This is a genomic window from Neptunicella marina (assembly GCF_014270035.1).
Taxonomy (GTDB): Bacteria; Pseudomonadota; Gammaproteobacteria; order Enterobacterales; family Alteromonadaceae; genus Neptunicella; species Neptunicella marina.
In genome coordinates this window covers 39,386-59,648 of record NZ_JACNEP010000002.1, presented here as the reverse complement: position 1 = coordinate 59,648, position 20,263 = coordinate 39,386, and the positions used below count along the sequence as shown (strand labels likewise).

The 20,263-nt window shown below is 44.8% G+C and carries 20 protein-coding genes; 17 read left to right on the top strand and 3 right to left on the bottom strand.

What is annotated here, in order from left to right; translation table 11 throughout:
- The first annotated feature begins 125 nt into the window (after positions 1-125).
- From H8B19_RS02645 to secF, 6 genes are all read left to right on the top strand, one after another.
- Entirely contained in the window at positions 126-404 is a 279-nt protein-coding gene (locus tag H8B19_RS02645) for a DUF6471 domain-containing protein (RefSeq protein WP_186505238.1), read from the top strand.
- A gap of 230 nt (positions 405-634) precedes the next feature.
- On the top strand, positions 635-1,681 hold the full coding sequence (queA, locus tag H8B19_RS02640; RefSeq protein ID WP_186505237.1) for a tRNA preQ1(34) S-adenosylmethionine ribosyltransferase-isomerase QueA: 1,047 nt from the start codon (positions 635-637) through the stop codon (positions 1,679-1,681).
- A 104-nt stretch (positions 1,682-1,785) separates the two neighbouring features.
- Complete coding sequence (tgt, locus tag H8B19_RS02635) at positions 1,786-2,898, top strand: tRNA guanosine(34) transglycosylase Tgt (protein ID WP_186505236.1); 1,113 nt, start codon at positions 1,786-1,788, stop codon at positions 2,896-2,898.
- A 36-nt stretch (positions 2,899-2,934) separates the two neighbouring features.
- Positions 2,935-3,273 carry a preprotein translocase subunit YajC gene (gene yajC / locus H8B19_RS02630; RefSeq protein ID WP_186505235.1) on the top strand — a complete coding sequence of 113 codons (339 nt, stop codon included), beginning with the start codon at positions 2,935-2,937 and terminating at the stop codon, positions 3,271-3,273.
- A gap of 69 nt (positions 3,274-3,342) precedes the next feature.
- Complete coding sequence (gene secD / locus H8B19_RS02625) at positions 3,343-5,190, top strand: protein translocase subunit SecD (protein WP_186505234.1); 1,848 nt, start codon at positions 3,343-3,345, stop codon at positions 5,188-5,190.
- Positions 5,191-5,203: 13 nt separating this feature from the next.
- A complete protein-coding gene (secF, locus tag H8B19_RS02620; protein WP_186505233.1) occupies positions 5,204-6,145 on the top strand; it encodes a protein translocase subunit SecF in 942 nt (313 codons plus the stop codon).
- Between the two features lie 61 nt (positions 6,146-6,206).
- Here the strand turns inward: secF and suhB are convergent, their stop codons facing one another.
- Positions 6,207-6,983, bottom strand: a complete 777-nt coding sequence (gene suhB / locus H8B19_RS02615; RefSeq protein ID WP_186505232.1) for an inositol-1-monophosphatase — start codon at positions 6,981-6,983, stop codon at positions 6,207-6,209.
- 192 nt (positions 6,984-7,175) lie between these two features.
- Here suhB and trmJ point away from each other — a divergent pair, with 192 nt between their 5' ends.
- From trmJ to fdx, 9 genes are all read left to right on the top strand, one after another.
- The gene (gene trmJ / locus H8B19_RS02610) at positions 7,176-7,901 is read left to right on the top strand and encodes a tRNA (cytosine(32)/uridine(32)-2'-O)-methyltransferase TrmJ (protein ID WP_186505231.1); all 726 of its coding nucleotides are present in this window, start codon (positions 7,176-7,178) and stop codon (positions 7,899-7,901) included.
- Between the two features lie 7 nt (positions 7,902-7,908).
- Positions 7,909-8,718, top strand: coding sequence for a serine O-acetyltransferase (cysE, locus tag H8B19_RS02605; protein WP_186505230.1), 810 nt, complete (start codon positions 7,909-7,911; stop codon positions 8,716-8,718).
- 97 nt (positions 8,719-8,815) lie between these two features.
- Complete coding sequence (gene iscR / locus H8B19_RS02600) at positions 8,816-9,295, top strand: Fe-S cluster assembly transcriptional regulator IscR (RefSeq protein ID WP_186505229.1); 480 nt, start codon at positions 8,816-8,818, stop codon at positions 9,293-9,295.
- A gap of 12 nt (positions 9,296-9,307) precedes the next feature.
- Positions 9,308-10,522: an IscS subfamily cysteine desulfurase gene (locus H8B19_RS02595; protein WP_186505228.1), complete on the top strand. Its 1,215-nt coding sequence runs from the start codon at positions 9,308-9,310 to the stop codon at positions 10,520-10,522.
- Positions 10,523-10,577: 55 nt separating this feature from the next.
- Complete coding sequence (gene iscU / locus H8B19_RS02590) at positions 10,578-10,961, top strand: Fe-S cluster assembly scaffold IscU (protein ID WP_186505227.1); 384 nt, start codon at positions 10,578-10,580, stop codon at positions 10,959-10,961.
- A gap of 11 nt (positions 10,962-10,972) precedes the next feature.
- On the top strand, positions 10,973-11,296 hold the full coding sequence (gene iscA, locus H8B19_RS02585) for an iron-sulfur cluster assembly protein IscA (protein ID WP_186505226.1): 324 nt from the start codon (positions 10,973-10,975) through the stop codon (positions 11,294-11,296).
- A 95-nt stretch (positions 11,297-11,391) separates the two neighbouring features.
- Entirely contained in the window at positions 11,392-11,907 is a 516-nt protein-coding gene (hscB, locus tag H8B19_RS02580; protein WP_186505225.1) for a co-chaperone HscB, read from the top strand.
- Positions 11,907-13,775 carry a Fe-S protein assembly chaperone HscA gene (hscA, locus tag H8B19_RS02575; protein WP_186505224.1) on the top strand — a complete coding sequence of 623 codons (1,869 nt, stop codon included), beginning with the start codon at positions 11,907-11,909 and terminating at the stop codon, positions 13,773-13,775. Before hscB ends, hscA begins: the two co-directional genes overlap by 1 nt.
- A 13-nt stretch (positions 13,776-13,788) precedes the next feature.
- Complete coding sequence (gene fdx / locus H8B19_RS02570; protein ID WP_186505223.1) at positions 13,789-14,127, top strand: ISC system 2Fe-2S type ferredoxin; 339 nt, start codon at positions 13,789-13,791, stop codon at positions 14,125-14,127.
- A 99-nt stretch (positions 14,128-14,226) separates the two neighbouring features.
- Here fdx and H8B19_RS02565 read toward each other — a convergent pair whose 3' ends face one another.
- Both H8B19_RS02565 and H8B19_RS19185 read right to left on the bottom strand, forming a co-directional pair.
- Entirely contained in the window at positions 14,227-16,113 is a 1,887-nt protein-coding gene (locus H8B19_RS02565; protein ID WP_186505222.1) for a M61 family metallopeptidase, read from the bottom strand.
- Between the two features lie 246 nt (positions 16,114-16,359).
- Complete coding sequence (locus H8B19_RS19185; RefSeq protein WP_186505221.1) at positions 16,360-17,778, bottom strand: ATP-binding cassette domain-containing protein; 1,419 nt, start codon at positions 17,776-17,778, stop codon at positions 16,360-16,362.
- Between the two features lie 155 nt (positions 17,779-17,933).
- On the opposite strand from H8B19_RS19185, the gene ahpC reads away from it, so the two are divergent.
- Complete coding sequence (gene ahpC / locus H8B19_RS02555; protein ID WP_186505220.1) at positions 17,934-18,503, top strand: alkyl hydroperoxide reductase subunit C; 570 nt, start codon at positions 17,934-17,936, stop codon at positions 18,501-18,503.
- Between the two features lie 147 nt (positions 18,504-18,650).
- Positions 18,651-20,237, top strand: a complete 1,587-nt coding sequence (gene ahpF / locus H8B19_RS02550; RefSeq protein WP_186505219.1) for an alkyl hydroperoxide reductase subunit F — start codon at positions 18,651-18,653, stop codon at positions 20,235-20,237.
- The last annotated feature ends 26 nt before the right edge of the window (positions 20,238-20,263 follow it).

Sequence of the window (20,263 nt, the reverse complement as noted above, 5' to 3'; positions counted from 1 at the left end):
CTATTCATCTGTTGATTGATATATTAGCCAGCAAAAATTTTGACTGTCAAACTATTTTTAATTCATTTGAATAAAAAATATTATTAATGTAAATTATACGTCACATTTGAGTGCGAGGTTATAGCATGCAGAAACATCCAGCTACCGCCCAGTGGAGACAACTGGTTCAACGTCTGCTTAAGGCTGAAATGTCACGCCGGGGCGTTAAATATCAGGATCTTAGCGATCGCTTATCCAGTATGGGGATCGATCAAAGCGCAGACAACCTGAGAAATAAAGTGAACAAAGGCATATTGGGCGCCGATCTATTGTTACAAATTATGTTTGTATTAAATGTGCGTCGCATCGAGCGTGAAGATATGTTGGAGATTTTTGCCGATATGGGCGTTAAAATTGACGACTAGTTTGTATTGCCTTGCCAGATTTAAGGTAAAAAAAAGCCCGGCAGAACCGGGCGAACACGTTAGACAGGAAACAAGTACCTGTTAAAGCTTATGGAAGAAACTGGATGTAGACTATCGCGTTAATTTAGTGATGTCGGTATTAATAACTATTTGATGGTATTAAAAAAATACCTAAAGTTCCGCAGGCCAACTGGCAAGCGGCATTCGAAAATCCGGATATAAAATATTAAATGAAACTTTCTGAATTTGACTTCGATTTACCTGAAAAACTGATCGCCAGATACCCAATGGCCGATCGTACTGCCAGCCGTTTATTGCATTTAAACGGTAATAGTGGGCAAGTAGCACACAAACAATTTACCGACATTCTGCAGTTGGTTGAAGCAGGGGACTTATTAGTATTTAACAATACACGCGTGATCCCGGCCCGAATGCTGGGGCAAAAGGCCTCTGGCGGTAAAGTTGAAGTATTAGTTGAACGTATTTTAGATAATGAGCGTGTGCTGGCGCATGTTCGTGCCAGTAAAGCACCAAAACCCGGCACACAATTAATTTTGGAAGAGGCGGTGACAGTGGAAATGCTGGCACGCCATGACGCTTTATTCGAATTGAAATTTATTGCGGATGAGCCGGTGTTGCAGGTGCTGGAAAAGTACGGCCATATGCCGCTTCCGCCTTATATTGACCGCCCGGACGAAGAATCCGATAAAGAGCGTTATCAAACAGTTTATAACGATAAACCAGGCGCCGTGGCGGCACCTACTGCGGGCTTACATTTTGATGATGCGATTTTGCAGCAGTTAAAAGACAAAGGTGTAGAGCTGGCATTTGTCACTTTGCATGTGGGCGCCGGTACCTTCCAGCCGGTGCGGGTAGATAATATCCTTGAACATAAAATGCATTCCGAATATGCCGAAGTGCCACAAGAAGTGGTTGATGCTATTAAAGCGACCAAACAACGTGGTAAGCGTGTGATTGCGGTAGGCACCACGTCGGTGCGTTCTCTGGAGTCGGCTGCCAAGGCATCCAAAGAGCAAAATAATGAGTTACAACCGTTCTTTGACGATACCGATATTTTTATTTACCCCGGGTATCAGTTTGAAATTGTGGATGCCATGGTGACTAATTTCCATCTACCCGAATCGACCCTGATTATGTTAATCAGTGCCTTTGCCGGTAAGGAAAATGTGATGGCGGCTTATCAACAGGCCATTGAGCAGGAATACCGTTTTTTCAGTTACGGCGACGCCATGTTTATTGAGGCACGCAAAGGGTAAAATTTACCGTGCTTTTACTTAGAAACTACTGAATGCTTCGGGTATAATCCGGCCTTTGTTTTTTCGGCTCTGGACTGTTTTCCGGTCTGCTGATAGGAAATTTTATGCAATTTGAATTAGTTACGACAGACGGCAAGGCCCGTCGCGGTCGCATGACCTTTGAACGTGGTGTGGTAGAAACCCCTGCATTTATGCCTGTGGGCACTTACGGTACGGTAAAAGGCATGACGCCGGAAGAGTTAAAAGATACCGGCGCACATATTTGTTTAGGTAATACCTTTCACTTAATGTTGCGTCCAGGCACTGAAATCATGAAGTTACACGGTGACTTACATGACTTTATGCATTGGGATAAACCTATTCTGACCGATTCCGGTGGTTTTCAGGTTTTCAGTCTTGGCGATTTACGCAAGATCACAGAGGAAGGGGTAACTTTCCGCTCCCCAATTAATGGTGAAAAAATTCTGCTAACACCGGAAAAGTCCATCGAAGTACAACGTGATTTGGGTTCAGACATCGTGATGATTTTCGATGAATGTACGCCTTATCCGGCTGATCGTGCCACCGCACGTAAATCGATGGAATTGTCTTTACGCTGGGCAGAGCGAAGTAAAAAAGCCCATGAAGGCAATCCATCTGCCTTGTTTGGTATTGTGCAAGGCGGTATGTATGAAGATTTGCGTGATATCTCACTTGATGGCTTAGTGAAAATTGGTTTTGATGGATATGCCATCGGCGGTTTATCGGTGGGTGAGCCTAAAGAAGATATGATCCGTATTTTGGATCACATCGCTGAAAAAGCACCTGCAGACAAACCTCGTTATTTAATGGGCGTAGGTAAGCCGGAAGATATCGTTGAAGCGGTGCGCCGCGGTATTGATATGTTTGACTGTGTAATGCCAACCCGTAATGCGCGTAACGGTCATTTGTTTGTGACTGAAGGTATTGTCAAAATCCGTAACGCTAAATATAAAACTGATACCGGTCCATTGGATGAAAAATGTGATTGTTACACTTGTAAAAACTATTCACGGTCATATTTACATCATTTAGATAAGTGCAACGAGATCCTTGGCGCGCGTTTAAACACTATCCATAACCTGCGTTATTATCAGCGTGTTATGCAAGGTTTGCGTGATGCAATTGAAGCCGGTGAGCTGGATGCATTTGTAACCGAATTTTATCAACAAAAAGGAATGCCGGTACCGGCGCTCTGATAGTTAAAATTACAACAATTAAATTAGGGGAAAAACATGAGTTTATTTATCTCTAACGCTTACGCTCAGGCTGCGCCGGGCGGTGCTCAGGATGGCGGAATGTCTATGCTGATTATGCTGGGTATTTTTGGTTTGATTTTCTATTTCATGCTGTATCGTCCACAGGCGAAGCGTGTAAAGGAACATAAAAACCTGATTGGCTCGTTAAGTAAAGGCGATGAAGTGTTAACTCAGGGTGGTATGGTTGGCAAAATCGTAAAAGTAACTGAAGAAAAAGATTTCATCGAGATTGCATTAAACGATACCACCAATATCGTTGTGCAAAAGTCTGCGGTATCTGCCGTATTGCCAAAAGGCACAATGAAAAGCCTGTAAGGGTTAAGTGAAATTCAGGGCAAGCGATAACACGCTTGCCCTTTTAGTTTCCAGTAAAAGGAATATCTTGTGTTAAATAAAACCCCCATGTGGAAGTATTTGATGGTGTTTTTTGTTCTCGCCGTCGGTGCTTTATATGCGTTGCCAAATATTTTTGGTGAGGACCATGCGGTGCAAATCTCCGCGGGCCGCAACACCACTGTGACCACACAAACCCTACAAACAGTTGAACAATCTCTGGTTGATGCCCGGATTGATACCAAACGTGTCACCATGGAAAACCAGCAAATTCTGGTGCGTGTAAAAGATTCCGAAAGTCAGTTAATGGCTAAAGAAGTGTTGGAAAAACAACTGGGTGGCGATTATTACGTTGCCATGAACCTGGCGCCGGATACACCAAGTTGGTTAGCTTCAATTGGCGGTGAGCCGATTAAACTGGGTCTGGATTTACGTGGCGGTGTGCACTTTTTAATGGAAGTGGACATGAATCTGGCGATGAGCAAAGCGCTGGAAGATACAGTAACCAGTTTCCGTACTAACTTACGTGAAGAAAAAATCCGTTATCGCGGTGTGCGTCAACTGGATGACTCGGTAGAAGTGCAGTTCCGCGATCAGGAAACTCTGGATCAAGGTTTAAGTTACTTAAAGAGCCGCAACCCTGACTGGTTGTTTGAAGAAGAAGATAACTTAGTTGTTTCGGCTAAGATGTCTCAGCAAAAAGTACTGGCTATTCGTGACTATGCGGTAAAACAAAATATTACCATCATGCGTAATCGTGTTAACCAGTTAGGTGTTGCTGAACCTTTGATCCAGCGCCAGGGTGCGGATCGCATTGTGGTGCAATTGCCGGGTATTCAGGACACCGCTCGTGCCAAAGAAATTCTAAATGCCACAGCAACACTGGATTTTCGTTTACTGGATACAGAGCACGATGTGCAAGCCGCTGTTGCCGGACGTATTCCTCCCGGTGCTGATTTAGTTAAAGATCAAAAAGGTGTGCCTTATTTGCTGCAGAAAAAGGTCATGATGTCGGGTAATCACATTATTGATGCGGCCAGTTCTCTGGATGAATATGGTCGTCCACAAGTAAATATTTCTGTGGATTCTGAAGGTGGCAATAAAATGTCTTTGGGTACTAAAGGCAATATCGGTAAGCCAATGGCGACGGTATTTATTGAATACAAACCTTTAGCTGAGAGAGATAAAAACGATAAACCTATCTTTGAGAAAGTGGAACAAATCATCAGTGTTGCAACTATCCAGTCTCGTTTGGGCGGCGGTGGTTTCCGTATTACTGGTGTAGGTTCTCCACAAGAAGCACAAAATCTGGCGTTATTATTGCGTGCCGGTGCCTTGATTGCACCCATTCAGATAGTTGAAGAGCGTACCGTAGGCCCAAGTTTAGGTCAGGAAAATATCGATTTAGGTATGCAAGCCATCATTTGGGGGTTTGTTTTGGTACTGGCCTTTATGGCGATGTACTACCGTGGTTTTGGTTTAGTGGCGAATTTTGCGCTGGCGGCCAACTTAGTATTAATTGTTGGTGTAATGTCACTGATTCCTGGCGCAACCCTAACACTACCAGGTATGGCGGGTATCGTATTAACGGTTGGTATGGCGGTAGATGCTAACGTACTGATTTTTGAACGGATTCGTGAAGAAATGCGTGATGGTCGGGGACCGCAGCAATCAATCCATCAGGGGTATGACAGTGCTTTCTCTACTATTTTAGATGCCAATATTACCACTTTAATTGCGGCCATTATTCTGTTTGCTATTGGTACCGGTCCAATTAAAGGATTCTCGGTAACATTGGCTATCGGCATTATTACCTCGATGTTTACCGCGATTGTGGTTACCCGTGTGATTGTTAACGCAGTCTGGGGTGGTAAACGAATCGACAAGTTATCAATTTAGTGGAGTGACGAAGATGCAAATTCTGAATTTTAAAGAAACCGTCAACTTCATGAAGTTACGTGTGCCGGCGCTGTTTTTCTCGGCGGCATTGTTAATTGTTTCCCTGTTTAGCTTGTTTACCAATAGCCTGAACTGGGGGCTGGATTTTACTGGTGGTACCCTAATTGAAGTGGGTTATCAGAAGCCAGCGAAACTGGATCATATTCGTAAGCAACTTGAAGCAGCCGGTTTTGCCGATGCGGTTGTGCAAAACTTTGGTACCAGTGAAGATGTATTAATCCGTCTGGCACCTCGTGAAGGGGTGAAGGCGTCGAAACTGGGTGACGAAGTTTTATCTGTATTGCGTGAAGGTGGCGATCAGGTTGATATGCGTCGTATCGAGTTTGTTGGTCCTAACGTAGGTGATGAGCTGGCAGAGCAGGGTGGGTTAGCTATGTTAACTGCGCTGCTATGTATCATGTTATACGTTACCCTGCGTTTTGAATGGCGCCTGGCCCTTAGCTCGGTTATTGCCCTGGCGCACGACGTTATTATCACGTTAGGATTGTTCTCAGTTTTACAACTGGAATTTGATTTAACCGTACTGGCGGCTGTTCTCGCGGTGATAGGTTATTCACTTAACGATACTATCGTTGTGTTTGACCGCATTCGGGAAAATTTCCTTAAACTGCGTAAAACTGAGCCACCAGAAGTGGCCGATATTTCATTAACCCAAACCATGAGCCGTACCGTTATTACTTCTGGTACCACTTTGTTGGTATTAGCAGCCTTATTCTTTAAAGGTGGTGCTTTGATCCATGGTTTTGCCACAGCGTTATTGTTCGGTATTTTTATTGGTACTTATTCGTCAATTTACGTGGCAAGCGCCATCGCTATCATGTTGGGATTAAGCAAAGAAGATTTGATGCCTACAGAAGTGGAAAAAGAAGGCGCGGATCAGGATCCGTTACTTTAAGTAAAAAAATAAAGACAAAAAAGCCGGCTAATTGCCGGCTTTTTTTATGTTAACCAGATGGTTAGGCGTTGATGTTTTTCACTAACATTTGAACTACCTTAGGATTACCGCAGACGACACTGCGGCTTTTCATTGGGTTGGTTCCACCCTGGTAGTCGGATACCAGACCACCAGATTCTTTAACCAATAATTCACCTGCGGCAATATCCCAGGCGTTGATGCCTTTTTCCCAGTAGCCGTCGTAACGACCTGCAGCAACATAAGCCATGTCCAGTGCGGCTGATCCTGAGCGACGTACGTCGCCACATTGACGGAAAATACGGCTAAAGCTGTCGACGGCTTCCTGAGTATTTTCTTTGTTTTTGAATGGGAATGCAGTGGCTAACACAGTGTCGGTTAAATCACGGGCATTGCCGGTACGGATACGGTAACCATTTAATTGCGCGCCGTTACCGCGAGATGCAGTAAACAATTCGCCACGGATAGGATCAAATACCACCGCCTGATCTAAACGGCCTTTGAAGGTTAACGCAATAGAAACACAAAAATGAGGAATGCCTTTTACAAAATTGGTGGTGCCGTCCAGCGGATCAATAATCCACTGAAAGTCACTTTCCGGATTAATTATGCCGCCTTCTTCTCCCAGAAAACCATGATCAGGGTAAGATTGCTGAATTTTTTTAATGATTGCCTGTTCGGCGTCTCTGTCGATACGGGTAACGTAGTCGTTAGTACCTTTTACTTCTGTTGCTAAGTCATCACGATTTTCAAAACCACGAACAATAATACTACCGGCCGTACGCGCAGCGCGCACCGCAATATTCAGCATTGCATGCATAAATGATCCACCAATTGTCAAAGAACGAAAATCACACTCACCTAAGAGTTAAGTTGAGTGCTCAAAAAAACGGCGCGAAGTGTAACAGAGCAGTTTAAAAAGGCAAGCAAAAAGCGCCGTAGTGATGACAGTGCGTGCGGATGTGCTACAATTCGCGCCCTAATTTTCCCAGCAAATCAGACACTAAAGCGCATGTTAGATAAAATACGTGTTGTACTGGTGAACACTTCACATACCGGTAATATTGGCTCAACTGCCCGCGCCATGAAAACTATGGGCTTATCTCAACTTGTGTTAGTTGATCCAGTCAGCGAACCCGACGGACAAGCCAGTGCTCTTGCGGCAGGGGCTACGGATGTATTGGGCAACGCAAAAATAGTTTCAACGCTGGAAGAAGCGGTGGCTGATTGTGGGTTGGTAATTGGCACCAGTGCACGCTCACGTACTTTATCCTGGCCAATGCTTGAACCACGTGAATGTGGCGAAAAATTAGTGGCTGAAGCTGCGGATTATCCGGTGGCATTAGTGTTTGGCCGTGAGAATAATGGTTTAAGCAACGAAGAACTGCAGCAATGTCACTTTCACGTTTGTATTCCGGCCAATCCTGATTACAGCTCATTGAATTTAGCCGCCGCTGTACAAACATTATGTTATGAAGTACGCATGGCATTTTTAAACCAGACGAGTTTACCTGAAGTTGAACAGGAATATCCTCTGGTAGAAGATTTAGAGCGTTTTTATACTCATCTGGAACAAACCCTAACCAAAACGACTTTTATCGTGAAGCAACATCCGGGTATGGTGATGACCAAATTAAGACGCCTGTATAACCGCGCACGACCCGAGCGTGAAGAGCTTAACATTCTGCGTGGGATTCTGGCTTCAATCGACAAATCGATTGCCAATAAGGAAAAGTAACAACACCATGTTTGAGCGCATGAAAGAAGATATCGCCAGTGTATTCAGTCGTGACCCTGCGGCACGCACCACACTGGAAGTGTTAACTAATTATCCGGGCTTACATGCCATCTGGATGCACCGTTTGGCACACCGTTTATGGAAAGCGAACTGGTGTTGGCTGGCGCGCTCACTATCTACTTTTAATCGCTGGATCACGGGGATTGAAATTCATCCGGGGGCAACCATAGGCCGTCGTTTTTTTATTGACCACGGTATGGGCGTAGTGATTGGTGAAACCGCTGAAATTGGTGATGATGTGACGCTTTATCATGGTGTGACCTTAGGTGGCACCAGCTGGAACGCAGGTAAACGTCATCCCACCTTAAAAAACAACGTGGTAGTTGGTGCTGGCGCTAAAGTACTGGGACCCATTACCATTGGAAATCACGGTAAGGTAGGTTCTAACTCGGTTGTTGTTAAGGACGTGCCTGATAACGCCACTGTTATCGGTATTCCCGGTCGTATTGTTAATACCCGGCAGGATAAAGGTAAAAACAACCAACGCGAAAAAATTGCCAAGCAATATGGTTTTGATGCTTACGCGGTATCGCCGGATAATCCTGATCCGGTTGCTAATGCGATTGGTACCATGCTGGATCATGTGCATCTCATCGACACCAAGGTGGCTGATATGTGCAAAGCGATTAATAAAATGGGTGGGGATGTCTGTGAAAAATCCTTACCCAGCCTAAAACTTGATGCCTTCACCGAGGATGAAGAAAAAGCCTGTGAAGAACGTAAAAATCAGGCTGATGCCTTTGACCCGGGCATATAATCCGGGTCTTTTACGCCTTTTTTCAATTCTGGCTAATACTTGACTAAAATACTCAGGTATGTGAAAATTCGCCCCATGTTAAACGATGGGTTTCGCGATGAAATTAACCTCTAAAGGACGATACGCTGTTACCGCAATGCTGGATGTAGCCTTACATTCCAGATCTAATCCGGTATCACTGGCTGATATTTCAGAAAGGCAGGGGATATCCTTGTCTTATCTGGAACAGTTGTTCTCACGTTTACGTAAGCGCAAATTAGTTGCCAGCGTACGTGGACCCGGAGGCGGTTATAAGCTCGGACGTGACGCAAGCGACATTGCAGTAGGCGAAGTAATCAATGCCGTGAATGAATCGGTTGATGCTACGCGCTGCAATGGTTTATCAGATTGTCAGGGCGGTGAACGCTGTTTGACACACAGCTTGTGGACTGACTTAAGTGACCGTATCAGCGTTTTTTTGAATGGTATCACCTTAGGCGAACTCATGGATAAAAATGACGTACAGCGAGTCGCTGAACGTCAGAACAAACACAAGTCATCGGCGGAATCGCAAATCTCCGTCACCTTGCAGTTGTAATTGGAGCAAGTAATGAAATTACCTATTTATCTGGATTATTCGGCTACCACACCGGTTGATCCGCGTGTAGCTGAAAAAATGATGGAATGTCTGACCACTGAAGGTAACTTTGGTAACCCAGCATCACGTTCGCATCGTTTTGGCTGGCAGGCGGAAGAAGCGGTGGATATCGCCCGTAGCCAGATTGCTGATTTGGTTAACGCCGATCCGCGCGAAATTGTGTTTACCTCCGGCGCAACTGAGTCTGACAATCTTGCGATTAAAGGGGCGGCGCATTTTTACGCTAAAAAGGGCAAACACATTATTACGGTAAAAACTGAGCATAAAGCGGTGCTTGATACCTGCCGCCAGTTAGAGCGTGAAGGTTTTGAAGTAACCTACATGACACCTCAGCCAAACGGTTTACTGGATTTAGCTGAACTGGAAACTGAGATGCGTGATGACACCATTTTAGTGTCAGTGATGCACGTTAATAACGAAATTGGTGTGATTCAGGATATCGAGAAAATCGGTGAGTTATGCCGTTCTCGCAAAATTTTATTCCATGTAGATGCCGCGCAAAGCGCAGGCCGTGTACCGATTGATTTGCAGGAACTTAAGGTTGATCTGATGTCTTTCTCTGGTCACAAGGCCTACGGTCCTAAAGGCATTGGTGCTTTATATGTACGTCGTAAACCACGTGTACGTTTGGAGGCTCAAATGCACGGTGGTGGTCATGAACGTGGTATGCGTTCAGGTACACTTCCTACACACCAAATTGTTGGTATGGGTGAAGCTTTCCGTATTGCCAAAGAAGAAATGGCAGCTGAAAACGAACGTATTTTGATGTTACGTAATCGTTTGTGGAATGGCATTAAAGACATCGAAGCGGTTTATGTAAATGGTGATTTAGATCAGCGCGTGGCGTCTAACCTGAACGTAAGTTTTGCTTATGTGGAAGGTGAGTCATTGATTATGGCACTGAAAGACATGGCTGTATCCTCTGGTTCTGCTTGTACATCGGCCAGTTTAGAACCGTCTTATGTGTTACGTGCATTAGGTCTGAACGATGAACTGGCTCACAGCTCAATTCGTTTCAGTATTGGTCGTTTCACCACCGAGGAAGAAATCGACCATGTTATTAGTGTGGTCGTAGGTGCAATTGATAAATTACGTGAAATGTCACCGCTTTGGGAAATGTACAAAGACGGCGTTGATCTTGAAAAAGTTGAGTGGGTTCACCACTAATTAAGCATACGACGGCGTGGCTGAAAAAGCGGCGCCCAACATTGAGGTATTAGTCATGGCATATAGTGACAAAGTAATCGACCATTATGAAAATCCACGTAACGTAGGTGGATTCGATAAAAACGACCCAAGCATTGCAACTGGCATGGTAGGGGCTCCTGCGTGTGGTGATGTAATGAAGTTACAACTTAAAATTGGTGAGAATGGCATTATCGAAGATGCGAAGTTCAAAACCTATGGTTGTGGTTCAGCCATTGCGTCCAGCTCACTGGTAACCGAGTGGGTTAAAGGAAAAACCATTGATGAAGCGGTAGCAATTAAAAATACTGATATCGCTGAAGAACTGGCTTTACCACCAGTAAAAATTCACTGCTCAATTTTGGCTGAAGATGCCATTAAAGCCGCAGTGGAAGATTACAAAGCTAAACACAGCGCATAACAGGATAAAACGTGGCAATTACTCTTACAGATGCAGCAGCAAATCGAGCCAGAACTTTTTTAGCGAATCGCGGTAAAGGCATTGGTTTACGTCTGGGTGTAAAAACCACAGGGTGTTCCGGACTGGCTTACGTACTTGAGTTTGTTGATGAATTAAACGACGACGATCAGGTGTTTGAAGATAATAACGTAAAAATTATTATCGATGCCAAAAGTCTGGTTTATCTGGATGGCACCGAATTAGACTTTGCCAAAGAAGGCTTAAACGAAGGTTTTCAGTTTAATAATCCTAATGCCAACGGTGAGTGTGGCTGTGGTGAAAGCTTTAACGTTTAATTGTCTGGTCGTTGCAGGACGACAGTTTATAAAGTCGGCCCAATGGCCGACTTTTCATTTATATCGCAATAAGTTAAGTGGATTGTTAGTTCATTATGAATCACTTTGAATTATTTGATTTAACCCCGCAGTTTGAGTTGGATCTCAGTCAACTGGCAAAAACTTATCAGCATCTTCAACAACTTACTCATCCGGATAAATTTGCCACGGCCAGCGAGCAACAGCGCTTATTAGCGGTGCAAAAAAATGCGCAGGTCAATGATGCCTATCAGGTGTTAAAATCTCCCTTATTGCGCGCTGAATACCTGCTTGAATTACGTGGGGTAGATTTGAAACACGAAACCTCCACCTTGCAGGATGGTGCGTTTTTAATGCAGCAAATGGAGTGGCGAGAACAGCTCGAAGATATTGCTGCCAGCAAAAATATTGATGCTCTGGAAGAGATGGATGACGAAATTGCGACTGAAATTAAGCAGCAGTTGCAAAGGGTGCACAAAGGACTGGAAACCGAAGGGCAGGAACTGCAGGTTGCTGACTTAATTCGCAAACTTAAGTTTTTATATAAATTACGCAATGAGATTGCACAGATAGAAGAGACATTACAAGACTAATGGCATTACTTCAAATTGCAGAGCCGGGGCAGACAGCTGCGCCGCATGAACGCAAACTGGCCGTGGGCATTGACCTCGGTACTACCAATTCGTTAGTTGCTACGGTAAGAAGTGGCGAAGCACAAACTCTGGCCGATGAAAACAATCAGCATATTTTACCTTCTGTGGTGCACTATGCAGCACAAAGCAAAACTATCGGCTGGCAGGCGCGTGACAACGCCAGTCGCGATCCGGCCAACACCATTTCATCGGTAAAACGTTTTATTGGACGTTCGCTTAACGATATCACCGCCAGCTATCCGGATTTACCTTATGACTTTTGCCAGGTGGAAGACGCGGTCCCTTCAATTAATACTGCCGGCGGCAAAGTTAATGCCATTCAGGTATCGGCAGATATTTTAAGCGCACTTAAACAGCGTGCAGAACAATCCTTAGGTGATGAATTAACTGGCGTGGTTGTCACGGTACCAGCCTATTTTGATGATGCGCAGCGTCAGGGCACCAAAGATGCCGCAAAATTAGCCGGCTTAAATGTTTTACGTTTATTAAATGAGCCAACTGCTGCTGCGATTGCCTACGGCCTGGATTCCGGGCAGGAAGGGGTGATTGCCGTTTACGATTTAGGTGGTGGAACCTTTGATATTTCAATTCTGCGATTATCCAAAGGCGTATTTGAAGTACTGGCAACCGGTGGTGATGCAGCACTAGGTGGTGATGATTTTGATCATCTGCTTGTTACTCACATTCGACAAGCACTTAACTTAGGTGAAAAGCTCAGCGCGCGTTTGCATCGTCAGTTATTGGATGAAGCCAGACGTGCGAAAGAAGCGTTAAGCTCTGCACAACGTGTGGAAATTAGTGTTGAGAATGATCAGGACGAAACAGTCAACTGTAATATCAGCCGTGATGACTTTGAGCAATTAATTGCGCCCTTGGTTAAACAAACACTCAAAGCGTGTCGTCGCGCGGTTAAAGACGCAGAAATCGATAAAGACGATGTGATTGAAGTGGTGATGGTGGGTGGTTCAACCCGCGTGCCTGCCATTCGTGATGCAGTGGGTGAATTCTTTGGCCGCACGCCGCTTACCTCAATTGATCCGGATAAAGTGGTGGCGATTGGGGCCTCGATTCAGGCCGACATTCTGGTGGGTAATAAACCCGATGGCGAAATGCTGCTTCTGGATGTATTGCCGTTATCGCTGGGGATTGAAACTATGGGTGGACTGGTGGAAAAAATCATTCCACGTAATACCACTATTCCGGTGGCGAAAGCACAGGAATTCACCACCTTTAAAGATGGCCAGACTGCGATGATGATCCATGTTTTACAAGGTGATCGTGAACTGGTGGATGATTGTCGTTCTCTGGCACGTTTTGTATTGCAGGACATTCCTCCAATGGCCGCGGGCGCGGCGCATATTCGAGTGACGTTTCAGGTAGATGCCGACGGGTTGCTTAGTGTGACCGCTATGGAAAAATCCAGTGGCGTGCAAGCATCGGTAGAAGTAAAACCGTCATACGGTTTATCCGATGAACAAGTCACCGACATGCTAAAAGCCTCAATGCAAAACGCCAAAGGCGATATGCAGGCGCGTATGTTAAAAGAGCAGCAGGTTGAAGCGGATCGTGTGCGCGAAGCTATTCAGAGTGCGCTGCAGGAAGATGGCAGCGAGTTATTGTCTGAAAACGAAATTGCACAGATTACGCAAGCCATTGATGCCATGATGCAAGCTGCAGCGGGTGACGACACACAAGCTATCAAACAAGCCATTGAAGGCGTTGATGCCGCAACACAGGAATTTGCCCAGCGTCGCATGGATAAATCGATTAAAAAGGCTCTGGCGGGCCATAAAGTAAACGACATTTAACAGGATCCTATTTATGCCACAAATTATATTTTTACCGAATCCTGAATTATGCCCGGATGGTGCAGTGATTCAGGCCGAAGAAGGCACCTCTGTACTGGATGTTGCGTTAGCCAACGGCATTGATATCGAACACGCGTGTGAAAAATCCTGTGCCTGCACCACCTGTCATGTGATCGTACGCGAAGGGTTTGATTCACTGGATGAAAGTGATGAACTGGAAGACGATATGCTGGACAAGGCCTGGGGTTTGGAGCCTGAGTCACGCTTAGGTTGTCAGGCCATTATTAAAGATGAAGACCTGGTGGTAGAAATCCCTAAATATACAGTTAATCAGGTATCGGAAGGGCATTAATTTTTAAGCTTAGATAATTAGCAAAAAGGAGCCTGACGGCTCCTTTTTTAGATCTAAAACCCACCCGTGTAGTAGGTGGAATTTCTACAATTCAAACGTTTAGCGTGCTTCCAGTACTTGCGACAGATAGTCAGGTTTGCCTTCAATACGCTCTAAATGCGGGTATTGCAGGCCACCGTGATAGTCGATTTTGATGGTGCTGTATTGATCAAAATCTTTTACCAGCAATTCAATGGGTGCTTTGCTGTCTTTGGCGGCAGTAACGGCATCTTTAATCGCATCACCCGAGTAAGATTCACCATTAACGGCAACAATCGTCATGCTGGGTGATAAACCTGCGTTAAACGCCGGGCTATCCCACAACACATCACGCATGGTGCCTTTGCCAGAGATAAAAATACCTAATGAATAGGTCAGGTCAGTGCCCTTGAAACGGCCTTCAATCGCTTTAACTGCATCAGATGGTTTGTCGTTATAAACCAGCTTCCAGCCTTGGTCGGCTAATGATTCAGATAAGTTAACATGACCGCGTAAACGCTGATTGATAAAGTCCGTCCAGTTGTACTTTTGAACCTGATTTAAGGTACTAATCACATCATCAAACTCATAAGTATTCACTTTCCAGTCACCTGGTTTCACCCCAAAGAAAGCTTTGGCAAAGTTATCCAGATTAATTTTGTTGTTACTCAGTTCACGTAATTTAGCATCAACCGCAAACCAAATCAGCTGGCCACCTGAGTAATAATCTTCGCTCATCTGATAATTACGATAAGCCAGTGGGGCACGCTGTGCGATCGTTGGATCATTAGTGGTATCTAAAATGGTACGCCATTTGATGCCAGGGCGACCTTTATCGTAAGTAGCGCCTAAACGTGCCAGCATATCCATGGTTTTATCATGGTCAATTAAACCTGAACGCGCTGAGAATACGTAACCCCAGTATTGTGTTTGTCCTTCATACACCCAAAGACCATGGTCTTTTTTGACCTGATTATAAGTTGGTGTCCAGATGCCGGCTGGTCGACGATATTTGCCATCCCACGAATGGTTGAATTCGTGTGCTAACAAATCACGACCTAACCAGTTTTTATCCCACTCGGTGAAATAATCTGGTTTTTGGCTGTTTTCACTGCTGCGGTGATGCTCTAAACCGATACCACCGAGTTTATCGGTTAGTGCCAACAGGAAGTCATAATGATTGTAGTGGTGAGCACCATAGACTTTGTAAGCCTGTTCAACCAGCTTGCGGTGGATTTCAATGGCTTCATCGCTGGCTTCTAAATATTTGGCTTTATCTGCAAATACATTGAGTTTAACAGGGGTTTCTGCGCCCGGGGCTAAATCAAATTGTTTGTAGTATTTACCGGCAAACATAGGAGAATCGACCAGATTCTCGAAGTCGATGTCGTCAAAGGTCACGGTATTACCGTGCTGTTTATCGGTTTCCAAGGCTGTTGCGAATTTCCACTGGTCTGGCAGCGTTACCGTTGCTTCAAACGGAATTTGACGGGTGTAGTAACCGGCCGGATACATAGCCATCGCATCCCACTGAATATTCAGCATTTCTGGTGTCATCACCACACGGCCACGGTTACCGTTCTGTGGTGATAAATAATCGAATTTAACTTCAATTTCTTTTACACCTTTGGGCACATCAAATTGAAACGCATAAACATTACCGGGATCACGTTCCCACTTGATGGTTTTGCCTTTAGCGGTAATGGTTATACCTGCCACTTTATCGATAGGGCCAGTAGGGGAGTGATGACCCGGGATCCACTGCGGATAAAGCAAGGTCATCGCACCCGGTTTAACCGGTACGGTTTCGGTTACTTTAAAAATGCGGTGCGCTAAATCAGTGGCATCAACATTAACTTTTACGGTGCCAAAATATGGCTTATCAACCGGTGCTGGAATATCAGCGCTGGCAAACTGGCTGAACGCCAGTGCGCTACCTACGACGGCAGCAAGTAGTGATTTTTTCACTCTTATCCCCTTTGTGTTTTGTGCACCATGTATTTAGAGAGCTGTTGATCTTTGATGTATATTTTTGCAACGCTCAACAGGCTCTAATGGTGATTATGATTATTTTGCAGCAACCATACTAAGGTAGTTTGCTTGCAAAGCATCAGCCATTGAACCTGATTAATCATAAGTTTGTCGAGTCTGTAGCCCTTTATTTACGGGGATTTTACGCAGGAGAGATGTTTAGCTTTATGCACAAAAGTTAGTTTAGGGGTGATAGTCGGGCATAGACAAGTGATGTTCAATGGCTGATATTTTGTCTTCGCCATGATGACTAACATAAAGTAAGGTGGTGGTGTTTTGTTGGCAGAGTAATTCAACCAGCGCCAATACTTTTTGACGGTTGATGCTATCAAGTCCCTGACAGGGTTCATCCAAAATCAACAATGGAGGATGTTTGACCATCGCACGGGCGATCAAAACCATGCGTTGTTCACCGGTTTCTAATTCCCTAAACCCCTTATTGGCCAATGATGCCAGGCCAATCACATTTAACCACTCCCGCGCGATTTTCTGCTGAGCAAACGTGGCAGTTTGATAAAGTCCGATGGAATCGTAAAAGCCTGAAATAATACAGTCGAGCACTTTACAATTTACCCGATAATCGCGGTGAAACTGATTGGTTAAATAACCTATGTGTTGTTTGATTTGCCAGATGCTTTCACCTTGCCCGCGGGTAATGCCAAACAGTTCAATCTGGTTGCGGTAACATTGTGGATTATCGCCACTTATTAAATTTAACAAACAGCTTTTGCCTGAACCGTTAGGGCCATGAATTTGCCAGTGTTGTCCCGCAATAATATGCCAGTCAAGCTGGTCAAAAATGACCTTATCGGAAAATTGCACTTTAGCTTGAGTTAGTTTTACCAGTGAACTGCCAACCGCAAAGGCATGTTGTTCACCCACTGACTGTGGCAAGGATAATTCACTTTGCTGTAAATGCATGAGCTGCTCAACATGTGGCAATCCGCGATTTATATCCTCAGCAAGCTCGATGCGTGTATCTTTGACCCAGGCTATATGGGTAATAAAATCAGCCAGTTCGGATATTCTGTCCAGCAGCATAATAATGCTGGTCTCATCACATATCTGTTCTAATAATCCATTTACCTGCTGGCAACTGTCGGTGTCTAAACCCGCATAGGGGTCGTCTAAAATTAAAATATCGGGCTTTAACAATAACGCTCTGATGAGCTGCATCTTTTTTAACTGACCGGTGGAGAGTGTCGTAAAGGCTTGTTGAGTCAAAGCGCTTAGGTTAAATAACTCAAGCAATTGGGTATAAAGCGGCATATCGGGCTGGCTGATATCCATGCATATCAGCTGTTCAACCGTGGTTGGGTTCGGCACTACATCTAAAATATCAGCTAAATCTTTTTGTCTTTCCTGTTCAAACCAGTTCTCCAACTTAGCGGCTGATACCAGCTGTACCTGTCCATCACAGGTTATCTCAATGTGGTGATTTAGTTTGTCGCCGGCCAGTACTTCAGCGAGTTGCGACTTATGTGATTGCTGGTTTCCAAACCAGGCCCAATGTTGTCCTTTTTGCTGCTGCCAATATGAATTTTCTATTACAACCTGATTGTTTTGCCCGGACTCAAGAAATTCCGCTCGTAATACGCTCACATTTTTCCTTATTTATCAGCAGCATAAGAATGAAAAATAAACGATAGGTATTATCTATTAAATTAATTAAAACTATCGATTATACGAATTGTGATGTGGGGTCTAGTATAGCTACCAACTTAAAACGTTAACCCAACAACTAAAGGAAATGAGAAATGACCCAATCAATCATTAATAGCAAAATTCTTCCGTTTAAATCAACTGCTTTCCATAACGGTGAGTTCATCGAAGTAACTGACCAGGATTTATTAGGTAAATGGTCTGTTGTTATGTTTTACCCAGCGGACTTCACTTTCGTATGTCCTACTGAATTAGGTGACATGGCTGATCACTACGAGCAGTTAAAAGCAATGGGCGTAGAAGTTTACTCTGTATCTACCGATACTCACTTCACTCACAAAGCATGGCACGATGCGTCAGACACTATCCGTAAAATCACTTTCCCAATGGTTGGTGACCCAACGGGTGTGATTTCACGTAACTTCGGTGTGATGATCGAAGAAGAAGGTCTGGCACTACGTGGTACTTTTGTTATCAACCCTGAAGGTGAAATCAAGGTTGCTGAAGTTCACGATTTAGGTATCGGCCGTAGCGCATCAGAAATGGTTCGTAAAGTTCAGGCAGCTCAATATGTTGCTGAGCACGACGGCGAAGTTTGCCCAGCTGCATGGCAGCCAGGTGCAGAAACCTTAGCACCTTCACTGGATCTGGTAGGCAAAATCTAAGCTTTTTGCATACTTGATACGGCACTGCCTTATTTCCCCCGGGCAGTGCCAACCCAACACCTAATTTATTAAATTTTGCGGGCATTCAGTCAGCCGTAAGAGATCACTGCGTCTGCTGAACCGTCATCAAACAACAGGAAAAACGTTATGTTAGACCAAAATTTAAAGAACCAATTACAGACTTATTTACAGAATTTAAAAACGCCTGTTGAACTGGTCAAATTTGTTGACGACAGCGCGAAATCTCAGGAACTCAATCAGTTAATTGATCAAATTGGCGAACTATCTACGCTGATCACTGTAACCGATGGCAGTGATAGTAACGAACGTGTGCCTTCTATGTTAATTCGTTCGGCTGCCTCGGGCTCAGAAATGCGCTTCGCCGGTGTGCCTTTAGGTCACGAATTTACCTCTTTGGTTTTAGCCTTGCTGCATAGTGGTGGTCATCCGTTAAAACTTGATGCGGAGGTAATTGAGCAGGTTAAAAACCTTGATGATGAATTTAACTTTGAAACTTACGTATCACTGAGCTGCCAGAACTGCCCGGATGTGATTCAGGCACTGAATATGATGGCGGCAATCAACCCATCGATTAAAAACGTGATGATCGACGGCGCCTTGTTCCAGCAGGAAGTGGACGAGCGCAAAATCATGGCTGTGCCATCGGTTTACTTAAACGGTGAATTGTTTGCGCAAGGCCGAATTACCTTAAAAGAAATCCTTAAGAAGCTGGATAAAGGTGCGGACGCACGTGATGCCAAGGCGATTAACGATAAACAAGCATTTGACCTGCTGGTGGTCGGTGGAGGTCCTGCCGGCGCGTCATCTGCGATTTACAGTGCACGTAAAGGCATTCGCACCGGTTTAATCGCTGAACGTTTTGGCGGCCAGGTGATGGACACCATGGCGATTGAAAACTTTATTTCGGTAAAAGCCACCCAGGGGCCAAAACTGGTTCAGGGATTAGAAGAGCACGTTAAAGATTACGACGTGGATATTATGGATAACCAGCGCGTGGCAAAAGTAACACCTGCAGCGGTCGAAGGTGGTTATATTGAAGTGGAACTGGAAAACGGTGCCAAGGCCCAAACCAAAACCTTATTGCTGGCCACTGGCGCAAGATGGCGTGAAATGAACGTACCGGGTGAAAAAGAATACCGTGGTCGTGGCGTAGCGTACTGCCCGCACTGTGATGGTCCGTTATTTAAAGGCAAACCTGTTGCGGTAATTGGTGGCGGTAACTCAGGTATTGAAGCCGCAATTGATTTAGCGGGTATCGTGTCTCATGTAACCGTGCTGGAGTTTGACAGCAAGTTACGTGCGGATGAAGTGTTGATCCGTAAAGCCAAATCCATGCCGAACATCGACATTATTGTTAATGCGCAAACCACAGAAGTGACTGGTAACGGCGAAAAGGTCACAGGTTTAACCTATACCGACCGTGTTAGTGGTGATAGCAAAGCAGTTGAACTGGCAGGTATTTTTGTACAAATCGGTTTAGTGCCTAACTCAGAGTTTTTAAAAGACACAATTGAACTGACTAACCGTGGTGAAATTGTCACAGGTCCCCGTGGTGAAACCTCAGTTCCTGGTATTTTTGCCGCAGGTGATGTGACCAATGTGCCTTATAAACAAATCATTATCGCGATGGGTGGTGGAGCAAATGCTGCGTTGGGTGCATTTGATTATCTGATTCGCCTGCCGGTACATGATGCCAGTGAGAAAGCGGCCTAAACGTCGCTTTTCTCACTGCCACTTCT